General features: G+C 62.2%; 10 protein-coding genes. 6 read left to right on the top strand and 4 right to left on the bottom strand.

What is annotated here, in order from left to right; translation table 11 throughout:
- The first annotated feature begins 42 nt into the window (after nt 1–42).
- Nucleotides 43–648: a TetR/AcrR family transcriptional regulator gene (locus tag FFT87_RS00620; protein ID WP_219949476.1), complete on the top strand. Its 606-nt coding sequence runs from the start codon at nt 43–45 to the stop codon at nt 646–648.
- Nucleotides 649–708: 60 nt separating this feature from the next.
- Here FFT87_RS00620 and FFT87_RS00615 read toward each other — a convergent pair whose 3' ends face one another.
- Nucleotides 709–1,725 carry a LacI family DNA-binding transcriptional regulator gene (locus FFT87_RS00615; RefSeq protein ID WP_219950634.1) on the bottom strand — a complete coding sequence of 339 codons (1,017 nt, stop codon included), beginning with the start codon at nt 1,723–1,725 and terminating at the stop codon, nt 709–711.
- A 111-nt stretch (nt 1,726–1,836) separates the two neighbouring features.
- Nucleotides 1,837–3,549 carry a glycoside hydrolase family 13 protein gene (locus tag FFT87_RS00610; protein WP_219949475.1) on the bottom strand — a complete coding sequence of 571 codons (1,713 nt, stop codon included), beginning with the start codon at nt 3,547–3,549 and terminating at the stop codon, nt 1,837–1,839.
- Nucleotides 3,550–3,727: 178 nt separating this feature from the next.
- Here FFT87_RS00610 and FFT87_RS00605 point away from each other — a divergent pair, with 178 nt between their 5' ends.
- The 4 genes from FFT87_RS00605 to FFT87_RS00590 all read left to right on the top strand — a co-directional run bounded on the left by FFT87_RS00605 (nt 3,728) and on the right by FFT87_RS00590 (nt 9,616).
- Nucleotides 3,728–4,960: an extracellular solute-binding protein gene (locus tag FFT87_RS00605; protein WP_219949474.1), complete on the top strand. Its 1,233-nt coding sequence runs from the start codon at nt 3,728–3,730 to the stop codon at nt 4,958–4,960.
- A gap of 132 nt (nt 4,961–5,092) precedes the next feature.
- The gene (locus FFT87_RS00600) at nt 5,093–6,706 is read left to right on the top strand and encodes an ABC transporter permease subunit (RefSeq protein WP_219949473.1); all 1,614 of its coding nucleotides are present in this window, start codon (nt 5,093–5,095) and stop codon (nt 6,704–6,706) included.
- A 1-nt stretch (nt 6,707) separates the two neighbouring features.
- Entirely contained in the window at nt 6,708–7,634 is a 927-nt protein-coding gene (locus FFT87_RS00595; protein ID WP_219949472.1) for a sugar ABC transporter permease, read from the top strand.
- Nucleotides 7,634–9,616: a glycoside hydrolase family 13 protein gene (locus FFT87_RS00590; protein WP_219949471.1), complete on the top strand. Its 1,983-nt coding sequence runs from the start codon at nt 7,634–7,636 to the stop codon at nt 9,614–9,616. The genes FFT87_RS00595 and FFT87_RS00590 overlap by 1 nt, the downstream gene beginning before the upstream one ends.
- Nucleotides 9,617–9,643: 27 nt before the next feature.
- Here FFT87_RS00590 and FFT87_RS00585 read toward each other — a convergent pair whose 3' ends face one another.
- On the bottom strand, nt 9,644–10,606 hold the full coding sequence (locus FFT87_RS00585) for an NAD-dependent epimerase/dehydratase family protein (protein WP_219949470.1): 963 nt from the start codon (nt 10,604–10,606) through the stop codon (nt 9,644–9,646).
- A 185-nt stretch (nt 10,607–10,791) separates the two neighbouring features.
- On the opposite strand from FFT87_RS00585, the gene FFT87_RS00580 reads away from it, so the two are divergent.
- A complete protein-coding gene (locus tag FFT87_RS00580; RefSeq protein ID WP_219949469.1) occupies nt 10,792–12,351 on the top strand; it encodes a hypothetical protein in 1,560 nt (519 codons plus the stop codon).
- On the opposite strand, the gene FFT87_RS00575 is transcribed toward FFT87_RS00580, so the two are convergent.
- Nucleotides 12,338–13,369: an NADPH:quinone reductase gene (locus tag FFT87_RS00575; RefSeq protein WP_219949468.1), complete on the bottom strand. Its 1,032-nt coding sequence runs from the start codon at nt 13,367–13,369 to the stop codon at nt 12,338–12,340. The two genes, FFT87_RS00580 and FFT87_RS00575, sit on opposite strands and share 14 nt — an antisense overlap.
- Between the last annotated feature and the right edge of the window lie 89 nt (nt 13,370–13,458).

Raw genomic sequence — 13,458 nt, 5'->3', positions numbered from 1 at the left:
GTAGGCTAAGTCAAACCAACAGGTTCGATTTGGAGGTGTTTGGTGGTTTCAACAGAAATGCCGCGTGATCAACTCCGTGGCCGGGAAACAAAACAGCGCGTATTAGAGGCCGCAGCGGCCGAATTCGCCGAGTATGGTGTCGCCGGAGCGCGCATCAATCGCATCGCCGAGACGGCGAAGGCGAGCAAAGAACGCATCTACGCCTGGTTCGGCGACAAAGATGCGCTCTTCGACCACGTCATGCAGACCGGTCTCGATCGGCTCGCCCACGCCGTACCCATCGATGCAGACCTCGTGGAGTACACCGTGCGACTGCACAACTATTTCGTCAACGACCAGAGCGCGCAACGCGTCACTATGTGGGCCTGGCTCCATGACGCCGAGAAGCTCGGATCGTTCTCGGAAGGACGCGTCGAGGGTTACAAGCACAAGCTTGACGTCATCCGTGATGCTCAAGAACGAGGTGTAGTCGATAGCTCGTGGAAGCCAGAAGAGCTGCTTGCGCTGTTGTTGGCCGTTGCCAGCAACTGGGAGCGTGCACCAGCAGAGCTGCGCTCCATCGGATGCCCCGAGTTCGCGGACAGTGAAGAAGCCCGGTGCGCTTCGGTGCGGCAGGCAGCGCAACGACTCGTAGAACCGCGCGACTAGAGCGCGAGCATCCGATCGCGGCGGCCAACGGTGTGGCTGCTGAGGCGCCGGTCGTTCCGACTACTCCGGAGGCCGACTTGTGCTTGAGCGCACGATGAGCTCGTAGTCGATCGGCGTGTTTTCGGGAATCTCAGGATGCTTACCCGGCACCAGCAGGTTCATCAGGATTTCGACAGCGTGTTCACCTTGGGCCTGAGGGGACTGCGAGACGGTGGTGAGCCCAAAGAATTCTGAGAGTTCGTGACCATCGATTCCCATGATGGAGATATCTCGCGGCACCACTAGGCCGAGATCGCGGGCGGCAAGGATGCAGCCAATCGCCATCTCGTCGGAGGAAGCGAAGATCGCGGTAGGGCGCAACAAGGGATTGCCGAGGAGCTGTTTGGCCGCGTGATAGCCGCCCTGAATGGTGAAATCGGCGGTGGCAAAGAACTCTGCTCGTGGTTCGATTCCCGCCTCGCGCAGCGCAGCTTCGTAGCCGTGGCGTCGATTCGTCGGGATGTGGAACTCGAGATCGTAGTCTTCAGAGCCACCGATATGGGCAATCTTGGTATGGCCTAGCGCCAACAAATGACCGGTAGCAAGACTCGACACCGCGTCATCGTCTAACGTCAGCGTTCGCACACCCTCAATCGGGCCACCCACCCCGACCGCTGGCCTGTCGAGGGCATGCAACCGCTCCACTTCAGCGGGGGAGAGCTTCAATGAAACGGTAATGATTCCGTCGATGCGCTTGCGTTGCAAGAACACGTCGAACACCTTTTCGCGTTCAGCGACGCTGCCAGAAAGGTTGTAAAGCGTGACGTCATAGCCGTGGCGCATCAGCGCTTGTTGGGCACCCTCGACGACCGAGGTGAAGAACCAGCGAGTCAAGTAGGGCACCATGAGGCCAACGTTTTTGGTGCGCCCCGAGGCCAAACTCGACGCGCTCGACGAGACGACATAATCGAGAGCGGCCGCAGCCTCGGTAACCTTGAGGCGAGCAGCCGCCGATACCGGGCCATTGCCGCTGAGCGCTCGCGATACGGTCGCCGTCGACACTCCCGCGCGCTGGGCAACGTCTTCGATGCTGGCCATCAGTTGCCCTTCGTTGGATTCTGACGAGAATGGATGCTGCACAGCAGCGAACACGCCGTTGCTGATTCTATCGACCGGCATCCATTCGCGGGAATTAGGCGCCGTGTTGGTCTAGGCCCGCAACCACACTGTCGTATCTGCGGGCAGTTGAGCCTCGCCGAGGGGGCCGCTCGAGAGCAGAACTTCGCCGGCAGGGAGAGTCACGGCAGTGTCGCCCGTGTTGGCATAGACAAGTACGTCGCCATTGCGTAAACCGAGCACGGTTTCGGCGCCGGTGTCAAGCCACTCAAGCTCGCCGGTTCCCAGCTCGTGGGCGCGGCGAAGGGCGAGAGCATGGCGATACAGCGAGAGCGTCGAAGTGCTGTCGTTGCCTTGCGCATCGCGGGCGAGAGGTGCCCAGTCGGAGGGTTGCGGCAACCACGCGGCATCCGATGGTCCGAAACCGTAGGCGGGAGAGTCGGCCTCCCAGGGGATCGGAACTCGGCAACCGTCGCGGCCGTAGCGTTCACCGTCAGTGCGGAACCACGTGGGGTCTTCGCGGGCCTCATCAGGCAAGTCAATTACCTCGGGCAGGCCAAGTTCTTCACCCTGATAAAGGTAGGCGCTGCCGGGAAGGGCAAGCATCAGTGCAGTGGCGGCCCGAGCGCGACGAAGACCGAGCTCAGGGATCGGGAGGCCAGCAGAATTGGGCCCGATGCCGTGCCCTTGCGGGTTTTCGGCTGTCAGGGCGAGACGGGAGGCGTGACGGACTACATCGTGGTTGGAGAGCACCCACGTGCTCGGCGCTTCCACGGCGGTGAACGCGCTAATCGAGGCATCGATGACGGCACGTAGCGGCTCGGCAGCCCAGGGTGTCTCGAGATACGGAAAGTTGAAGGCCTGGTGCATTTCGTCGGGACGCACCCACTTGGCCATGTCGGTCAACGGGTCAACCCACGCCTCGGCGGCGAGGATGCGATCGCCCTCGTAGCCGTTCAGAATCGTTCGCCATTCGCGGTAAATTTCGTGCACGCCATCCTGAGCCCAGAACGGTGCGCGGGATGCGGCAAGCTCGTCAGCCGCGTCAGCCGCGTCGGTTGCCGTAGCGGAAGCGCTGGCGTCGAGGGTGCCCGCACCGCCCATGCTGCCGCCCGCGAGCGGGGGAGTCCAGTCGGGAAGGCCGTCGGCTTTGATCATGCCGTGGGCGACATCCACTCGGAATCCGTCAACGCCTCGGTCGAGCCAGAAGCGGAGCACGTCTTCGAATTGGCGTCGAACCCAGGTGTTGTTCCAGTCGAAGTCGGGCTGGCTGGCGTCGAACAGGTGCAGATACCACTGGCCGGGGGTTCCGTCGGGGTCGGTGACGCGAGTCCAGGCGCGGCCGCCAAAGACCGACTCCCAGTTGTTTGGCGGGAGTTCGCCATTCTCGCCACGACCGTCGCGGAACATGTAGCGAGCTCGCTCGTCGCTGCCCGGCGCCGCAGCGAGAGCTTCTTGAAACCAGCGATGGTCGCTCGAGGAATGGTTGGGGACGAGGTCGACGATCACCTTCAGCCCAAGTTCGTGGGCCCGCGCTGTCATGGAATCGAAGTCGTCAAGGGTGCCGAAGAGTGGGTCGACATCGCAGTAATCGGCGACGTCGTAGCCGGCATCCCGCTGCGGAGAGGTGTAGAACGGCGAAAGCCAGATGGCGTCGACCCCGAGCTCGGTAAGCGCGGGAAGGCGGTCGCGAATGCCCAACAAATCGCCCATTCCGTCACCGTTGGAGTCAGCGAATGACCGCGGGTAGATCTGGTAAATCACAGCAGAACGCCACCACTCGGTGCAGGAAAGAACGGAAGTCATAGCCGTCACACTATCGCTTTCCTCGGCAAAATCTAAGCGCTTCCACATCGTCGTGTCCTTATCTCCCCAAGAAAAACCTGAAATTTTACCCTGAGGTACTTGCTGAAAAGTGTTTACAAGAGGTATACATGGAAGCGCTTGCAGTTTGCAATGCTTTCACTGACGAAAGGCAGCACCAATGAGGGTGAACAACAAAGGACTGTGGGCCGTAGGCGCACTCACAGTTACTGCATCGCTAGCACTAACCGGATGCACAGCAGCATCCGACACAGCAGATAACGGCGCCGGAACTGGCGAAGCACTCACCGTATGGGTCGACGCCGACCGCGCAGCAGTGCTCAAAGACGCCGCAGCGGACTTCACTGCCGAGACCGGCGTCGAGGTCAAGCTTGTACAAAAAGAATTCGGTGACATTCGCGACCAGTTCATCGCGCAAGTACCCACCGGGAAGGGCCCCGATGTTGTCATCGGTGCTCACGACTGGCTCGGAACCTTCGTGACCAACGGTGTCGTTGCTCCCGTCGAACTTGGCGACAAAGCCGATGCCTTCCAAGACGTCGGCATCACCGCCATGAGCTACGAAGGCCAGGTCTACGGCGTTCCCTACTCGATCGAAAACATCGCTCTCGTGCGCAACACGGCCCTCGCGCCGAGCACCCCAGCCACCTTCGACGAGATGGTCACGATGGGCAAAGCTGCCGGAACCGAATACCCATTCTTGGTAGGGCTCGACCCTGAAGCGGCCGACCCATACCACCTGTACCCCTTCCAGACCTCGTTCGGTGCGCCCGTCTTCGGCACCGCCGCTGACGGAAGCTACGACGCAGATGCTCTTGAAATCGGCAACGCCGGTGGCGACAAGTTCGCGGCCTGGCTCGCCGCTCAAGGTGCAGCCGGCGTGCTCAACACCAACATCACGGGCGACCTCGCCAAGGAAAAGTTCATCGCCGGAGAATCGCCCTTCTACCTGACCGGACCGTGGAACGTGCCCGCAGCCGTCGAAGCAGGAATCGACGTTGCGATTGACCCGATCCCCTCCGCCGGTGGCGAAACGGCACAACCATTCGTGGGAGTGCAGGGCTTCTTCGTCAGCTCCAAGAGCGAGAATGCGCTCGCCGCAAACGAGTTCATCGTGAACTACATGGGTAGCGAAGAAGTGCAGACCGCACTGTTCGAAGTTGGCGGACGCGCACCAGCGCTTACGGCATCCTTCGAAGCAGCAAGCGCAGACCCGATCGTTGCCGGATTCGGCGCCGTCGGTGAAAACGCTGTTCCCATGCCGTCGATCCCCGCAATGGGAGCCGTCTGGGAGTTCTGGGGTGTCACCGAAGCCGCCATCATCAACGGTGGCGACGCAACTTCGCTCTGGCAGAAAATGTCAGGCGACATCGAAACCGCTATCGCTGGATAGCGCACGGTGGCCGTCCGTCTGCAAATGGGCGGCCACTTCCTTGCTTCACCATCGAACCGGGGCTGCGTTCTCACAACGCAGCCCCGGTTCGCACCGCACGACTGACCTGCACGCCTTCAATGGAGAATCCCCGTGACGACAACCCCCGAGACTGATCCCGGCCCCATCCGGCAGTCGGCCCGCGCGAAACGCGCGACCAGAATTGCGGATGCCGCGGCCGGTGGCTGGAAAATTGTCGCCATCAAGATCCTGGGTCTCGGCGTCGTCGACGCGATCGCGATCTACGCCCTCTTCGTGCTCGTGCGCAGCGAATCGTGGCTGGTGGCCGGGCTCGTTGTTGCCGTCACTCTGCTCGTCAACTGGATCTACTTCTCCCGCGGCAAGCTCCCCGCGAAGTACCTCGCGCCGGGCCTCATCTTTCTCGCGATCTTCCAGATCTTTGTGTTGCTTTACTCGGGCTATATCGCTTTCACGAACTACGGCACCGGTCACAACTCGACAAAAGCGGACGCCGTCAATTCGTTGCTGCTCTCGTCACAAAACCGGGTCGCAGATTCACCGAACTATCGCCTCACCGTGCTCGAACAACTCGGGGAGATCTCGTTCCTCGTCACCGAACCTGACGGCAGCGTGAGCATTGGTGGCGAAGAGCGTCCACTCAAGGAAGTAAACAACGCGCAGTTGGAGGGCGACGTTGCTGTCGGCCTCGCTGGCTACACGAGCCTGGGCTTCCAAGACATCCTTGGTCGCCAGAGCGCAATCGCGGCGATCAGCGTTCCGCTCACCGATGACCCCAACGACGGCATGCTGCGCACGCCAGACGGGTCGAGCGCCTTCCTCTACACCTCGTCACTTGATTACGACGAAGCCGCCGGTACGATGCGCGACAAGAACTCCGGCATCACCTATTCCGATATCGGTACTGGCGCCTTCACCTCCGACAATGGCCAAGAGCTGCTGCCGGGATGGAAAATTGAGGTCGGACTCGACAACTTCGTTCGCGCCTTCACTGAGGAATCTATCCGTGGTCCGCTGATTAGCGTGACCGTGTGGACCTTCGCGTTCGCGTTCCTCTCGGTGTTCACGACCTTCGCGCTCGGTTTGTTCTTGGCGATCGTCTTCAACGACAAGCGGATGAAGAGTCGCAAGTACTACCGGATCATCATGATCTTGCCGTATGCGTTCCCTGGCTTCTTGTCTGCACTGGTGTGGGCGGGAATGATGAACCAGGAATTTGGCTTCATCAATACGGTGCTGTTGGGCGGGGCCGAAGTGCCGTGGCTCACGAACGAGTGGCTGGCCAAAGGGTCGGTGCTCTTCGTGAACCTGTGGCTCGGCTTTCCCTACATGTTCTTGGTCACGACGGGCGCGCTGCAAGCGATTCCTGAAGAGCTCACCGAAGCAGCGACGGTGGATGGCGCCAAGCCGTGGGCCATCTTTAGATTCGTGAAGCTACCCCTGCTGCTGGTGTCGGTAGCGCCGCTGTTGATCTCGTCATTCGCGTTCAACTTCAACAACTTCAACCTCATCTACATGCTCACCAACGGTGGGCCGCGCGATGTCTCCGCAGGGGTGAATGTTGGTGCGACGGACATCCTGATTTCGATGGTCTACAAAGTCGCCTTCGTGGGAGCCAACCGCGACTACGGTCTCGCGAGTGCGTTCGCGATCATCATCTTCATTCTGGTGGCGGGCATCGCAATCATCAGTTTCCGTCGCACCAAGTCGCTTGAGGAGTTGAACTGAGATGACAACAACAACTCAGGAACAGAAGTCGGATGCCGCTGTGAGCCCGCCTGCCGCCGTCGGTCACCCGCGTCGCTCCTTCAAGCGGTGGGCTCGCGAAACCGGCTGGCGTCACATCATTGGCGTGATCATGTCGATCTTCGCCGCCTTCCCGCTGCTCTACGTGTTTAGTGCGTCGTTGAACCCCGGTGGCACTCTGGTCACCGCCAACTCGCTCTTCTCGAGCTTCAACTTCGGCAGCTACGTCGATCTCTTCAACCGTCCCCAGCAGCCCTACGCAGCGTGGTTCGGCAACACCCTGTTGATCGGCGGAATCTCGTCTCTCGGCACCGTATTCCTCGGCGCCCTCGCGGCATATGCCTTTTCGCGCATGCGGTTCATCGGTCGTCGAGTTGGGCTACTTACGCTGCTGCTCGTACAGATGTTTCCGCAGCTTCTCGCCGTCGTCGCAATATTCTTGCTGCTCTCCGGCATCTCCGAAATCTTCCCGGCGATCGGCCTCAACAGCCAGATCGGGCTCATCATGGTCTACCTCGGTGGCGCGCTCGGAGTGAACACCTACCTGATGTACGGGTTCTTCAACACGGTTCCGTCATCCATCGATGAAGCGGCAAAGATCGATGGCGCTGGACACGCGCGCATCTTTTTCACGATCATCCTGCGCCTCGTTGCTCCCATCTTGGCGGTCGTTGGCCTGCTGTCGTTTGTAGGCACCACGAGCGAGTTCGTGATCGCGAGCATCGTGCTCATCGATCCCGACAAGCAGACCCTCGCGGTTGGCCTCTACCAGTTCGTCTCTCAAGAGTTCTCCCGCAACTGGAGCATCTTCGCCGCCGGTGCTGTGCTCGCCGCAATCCCTGTGATGACGCTGTTCTTGTTCTTGCAGAAATACATCGTCGGCGGGCTGACCGCAGGAAGCGTGAAGTAATGGATGCCCTTCTCCCGCACCACGATGGCTCGGCGCTGCACGTCTCCACTCAGACGCCCGCGCTCGGCGACACCGTCACTCTGCGCCTTCGCGTGCCGGTCGGCTACGGTCCGCTGAAGGCTGTGCGGGTGCGCGAGAATCCCGACCACGAACCGCGCTGGACGGATGCTCGCCTCACCGGCTCCGCGGCCGGCTGGCACTGGTGGCAGGCCGACATCGTTGTCGACAATTTGCGGCACGGCTACCGCTGGTTGCTCGTGCACGAGGCAGCTGATGCCGCCGTTGCGACCGAGATGAAGCCTCGTCACAGCACGTCGAGCCTGGCTGATGCCGCGCACGGCAATGCTGGCCGCATCGAGTGGCTCAACCAGAGCGGGCTGCACTCGATCGAGACGCTCGATTCCGAAGACTTTGCCCTGCTGGCAACCCCGGCCGCCCCCGAGTGGTTGGCGGAGACGGTGATGTACCAGGTCTTCCCCGATCGTTTTGCTCGGTCGGCCGCCGCCGATGCTCACGCCGCTCCCGAGTGGGCGATTGCCGCGCGCTGGTACGAACCGGTCGACCCGGTGCTGCCCGGGCGCTCGAAGCAGTTTTATGGGGGAGACCTCGACGGCATCACCGAACACCTCGATCACTTGACCGACCTCGGCGTGACGATGCTGTACCTCACGCCGATCTTCCCGGCTCGCTCGAACCATCGCTATGACGCGTCGAGTTTCGTGGATGTCGATGACCTGTTGGGCGGGCGCGAAGCGCTGATCCGTTTGGTGGGGGAGGCCCACGCTCGCGGCCTCAAGGTCATCGGCGATCTCACGACGAATCACTCTGGCGATGCGCACGAGTGGTTCCAAGCTGCTCTCGGAAAGCCCGACGCCGCTGAGGGCGATTTCTACTACTTCACGAATGACGAACACACCGAGTACGTGGGCTGGTTGGGCACTCCGACTCTGCCGAAGTTCAACTGGAACTCACACGAGCTGCGTCGTCGTTTCATCGAGGGTGACGATTCGGTTGTCGCACACTGGCTGAAGGCGCCGTACAACTTTGACGGTTGGCGTGTGGATGTCGCGAACATGACCGGGCGGATGGGGGCCGAGGATCTCAACGAGGAGGTGCGGCAGATCATCCGTCGCACCATGGAAAACGTGAACCCTGACACAGTGCTGTTGGCGGAGTCGACGAACGATGCCGCGAGTGATCTGCAGGGTGATGCCTGGCACGGTGCGATGACGTATCCCTCGTTCACGCGGCCGGTGTGGGGCTGGCTCACGGAGCCCGGGAACACCTCGCATGTGACGGCCGATGGTTCGATCGATCCCGAGGCGTGGTTCTTTGGGCAGCCCATCGGCGGCATCCCGAACTACAGTGCGCGCGACTTCGCCGAGATGACGGTGCGGTTCACGGCCAGTATTCCGTGGCGCATCCGGCTCGGAAATATGAACGCGCTCGACACTCACGACACGGCTCGGTTCCGCACCCACGCGCCTGCCGAGAACGTGCCGCTCGCGCTCGCCCTCTCGGTAGCGCTGCCGGGAGTGCCCGTCGTTTTCGCCGGCGACGAGTTCGGTCTCAGCGGCGATGACGGCGAAATGTCGCGCACGCCCATGCCGTGGGGAACCGAAACTGACCCTACTGTCGCCCCAACGCTCGACGTTTATCGCCAACTGATCGCCCTACGCACGCAGCTGCCCACGCTCTCGCACGGCGGCCTGCGTTGGCTGCACGTCGCCGACGACGCCCTCGTCTTCGTGCGCGAGGATGCCGCCGCCACGGTGCTGGTGGTCGTCGCGCGCTCGCCGCTGACCGTGACGCTTCGGCCGGGGGCAATCGCGGCGACTGCTTTAGCTGCGGATGTCGCAGCCCCCTCGTTCCTCGTCGGCAACGCGACTCTGGCATCCTCTCCCGCCGGGCTCACGCTCTCGGCGGACGCCCGCACCTGCGCGATCTGGACTCTGCCCGGCGTCGAGCTTCCGGCAGCGTAGCCGACAAGCGGCAATTTCTCGCTCGATCTAGAGGTCTGCTTGCAGCGCTAACGCTTCGTCCTCGACACTGAGCCCGGATACTCGATCCCGATCCCGACCTCGCGAGAGTTCGTCGTCAAGAGTGCGGGCGATCGTTTCACGAAGAGCTCGAAGTTGGCCGCCAGCTGCGCGGTAGCGCTCGTTGCTCCGCTGGGCGAAGCCAGAGTCGCTCATCGGGATCCAGAGTGGGAGCGACCGGGGTCCCGCCCAGTAGTGGATCTCGTGATAGGCGAGCCACGCGTCGTCGCGCTGCTCGAAATCTCCGGTGAACTCTGCAACCTCGGCGGTCAGCTCCAAGAATTCTTCGAAGGGCACTACGTTGCCGACGGCGTTAATCATTCCCGTGGTTCCCGACTGCCCAGCCCGAGTGATCCATTCGGCGAGATCGTCAACGTCCATCACCTGTACGGAGCGCCCAGCAAAGGTGGGAGTGAGCACGGGGCCGCCGCGGTGAAGCCGTGCTGGCCAGTAGCCGAAGCGGTCGGTGGGGTCGCCCGGGCCAACGATCAGTCCGGGGCGTGCGATGAGGAGGCGGTCGCCGATGCGACGGGCGCTGGCCTTCTCTGCAGCGACTTTCGCCTGCGCGTAGTCGTCCATATCTATGGGTTCCACGACTTGTGCCTGCTCGTCGGCGCCCGGTTCGTCATTGCGTTCGTAGACGGAGACGGTCGAGACAAAGGTCCAGTGCGCAGCGTGCGTTCCCAGCGCCTGCAACGCCGACTCGACTTGCTCGGGGTCTCGCGAGATTTCGATGACGTCATCCCAGTGGTCGAGTACCTCGTCGTACGCGCTGGGCTGTGTCCGATCGGCAGGGACAAGCTGGGCGCCCGCAGGTACCGTCCCAGATTTTCCTCGCGCGAGGCACGTAACGTGGGCCCCGCTGCGCAGTGCGGCCTGCGCGATTGCTCGACCAAGCCATCCAGTCCCACCAAGAATCAGCACTCGTCGCATGGCTCTATGCAACAGCACTCAACGGCGGGCCGCAGCGTAGTTCGCTGGTGGCGGATCGCTCGGCAATCGCTGAATTACGTGCTGCAGACGTCAGGAGACCACCGATGTTAGATTCTGCAGGGAAGTTGTGTGCTGCAACCGTCCGACTGTGCGCCGAGTAGGCCTCTGTCGAGAGAGTGGGTTCAATGCGTTTTGCCGCGATCGCAGCTCGTGCTCGAACCCGCGTTATGACCTCCGTTGCGGTTGAGATTTTGTGGCTGCTTGGAGCTCTAGGCTTTGCGCTGCTCGTCGTCACGTATCTCGCCGGAACCTCCGGTCGCGGCGAGCTGATGTTCCTCGACGGCGACTCGATGCTCGTGCCGCTATTCTCACGGTCGATCCTCGAAGGCACGGTAAGCAATTGGGCGATGTCTGCGGTGCTGTTCGTTCCCGAGATTGCCGTGTTCCTCGGCCTCTCGCTCGTCGGCTGGGGCATCCACGAGGCACAATTCCTCGCGGCGGTCGCGAACTTTGTGGCGCTGTATCTTGTTTTTCGTGTTGCAGCCGCAACGGCTACTTCCGGCAACCGCGCGGCGCTCGCCGCCACCGCGGGCTTTGTAGCGGTCTGTGCTCTCGCGCTAACCGAAGGCGGCGGGGACGGCGACAGCGCCGAACTAGCTTCGTTGTTGGCGACGACCACGTACTACGCGGCTACGGTGCTTGGCGCGTTACTCTCCGTGGGGATTACCCGGCGACTTGTCGGCAGTTCCGCACCGCAGTATCTGCTTCTCGTTGCGCTGTTCGTTGTCGCTAGCCTTTCGACGTTTTCTAACCCGCTTTACCTGGCTTGGGCAAGCGCCCCGCTACTGCTTATCGTGATCGTGACGGGTATTGGCGCTGCGTGGGGGCGCTCTCAAGTGAGCGTGATTCTCGCGCTCGTTGGCGGCTCAGCGCTTGGCTACTTGTTGAGGATCCCGTTTGCGTCGTGGATTGTGGCGAACCCCGATAACTACCTTCGGCCGGGCCATTTGCGAGGTTCATTTGTGTACTACTGGTCGCTCTTCAGTGAACGACTCTCGAGCCCCGCTGGCGTCGTTTCGGTCGCTGTTGTGATTGCTTTCACTCTGCTCGGCGTCTGGTTGACAGTGCGCTCGCTACGCCACGGGGCCACGGCATCCGCTGTGGTCGCGGCCTATTCGTGGTTTGCCCCGCTGGCGACCACGGTTGGCTTCATCCTGATGGGCACCGAAGCTTCTCGTTACCTGCAGTTGTGGGCATTCGCTCCGGCGCTCGCACTCGTCGTTCTGATTACGGATGCGGGGCGCACGGCACCCGCCGAGACACCGTGGCGGCGGACCATCGCTCTCGCTGCGCTACCTGCGCTGGTCGGTGGCGTCATGTTCGTCGTTGCGGCTCCTGCGGCCGCCCAACGAGCGACCGAGCAAGACGCATCCCTGGCGTGCGCCGTCACGTGGGTGAACGCCTCCGGCGCGGTCGGCGCTGGACAATTTTGGAGCGTTCGGGCGGTCAAGACTCATGCGGACAATCCAGCCCAGCTCATCCAAACCGACTTCGAGCTCCGTGACTACGCTTGGCTAGTCGATCGCTCAGATTTTGCGCAGCGCGCGGTGTCATTTGTGATCGTGGATGACCAGAGCTACCCGTTCACGCTTCCGCCGGGCGCCGAGGATCTGCCGGTGACCACGATTGATTGCGGTCGCTTCCAGATCCTTGACTACAGCCCGGCGAGCGTTACTCGGCCGTAACGTCGATGAGCACCTTGCCGACTGCTCCGCTCTCGACGAGAGCGTGAGCATTCGCAGTCTGCTCCAACGAAAAGCGGTGCAGCGGTAGGCCGGTCTCGTCGCCGATGCCCAGTGCGCCATCGTCGAGGGCAAGGTTGATGGCCTCACCGGCGGCGCGAATAGCGTCAATGCCCACGGTGTAGAGCAGCACGAATTGGTAGCGCACGTTGAGCGCAAAGTGGCGGCGCACATCGAGAGTGACCTCGTCGCCGCCGTTGTTGGCGTAGACGGCGATCGACCCACGGTTGCGGATGACCGCAAGGTCAAGCTCCGCGTTCTGGGCCGGGGCGACTTCAACGATCTGATCGACGCCCTCTGGCGCAATGGCACGGATCTGATCAACGATGTCGGCATCGGTGTAGGTGAGCACGTGGTGGGCACCAGCAGCCGTTGCGAGTGCAGCCTTCGCCGGTCCGCTCACAGTGGTGATCACGGTCGCGCCGGCCCAACGGGCAAGCTGAATCGCCGCGTGGCCGACGGCTCCAGCGCCTCCGGCGACGAGAACGACCTTGCCAACAAGGGCGGTTGGGTGCAGCCGGTCGGGGCCGTCTTCGGCCACGGTCAGCGCACGGTACGCGGTGATCGCGGGAACGCCGAGGCTTGCACCCTGGTCGAAGCTCGCGCTATCGGGCAGCGCGAAGACGCGTTCGGCGGGAAGGACCGCCTGCTCTTGACTCGTTCCACTGCTTGCGCGCTGATACGCAGCGAGGGCCAGCCAGACGCGGTCGCCGACGCCGACATGCTGCACGTCTGAGCCGAGTGCTTCCACGATGCCGGCACCATCTTGGCCGGGCACGATGTTGTCGAAGGGCAAGGCCTGACCGGATGCTGCGCCGCGACGTGACTTCCAATCGGTGGGGTTCACGCCGCTCACGACGATGCGCACGCGCACCTCATTGGGCCCGGGTTCGAGCACGGGCCGCTCGACCAATTGAAGTACGGAGGGGTCGCCGGTCTCGCTGTAAACAATTGTTCTCATGCTTAGGTCAACGGGTTGCCGCTGCCGGAAAATTCCAAAACTCAGAAGATCAGCATCCGACCGGCGCTGGCGGCGACGCACGAGTCGAA

The organism is Salinibacterium sp. M195 (assembly GCF_019443965.1).
GTDB lineage: Bacteria > Actinomycetota > Actinomycetes > Actinomycetales > Microbacteriaceae > Rhodoglobus.
This window is presented reverse-complemented; position numbering and strand designations above follow the sequence as displayed.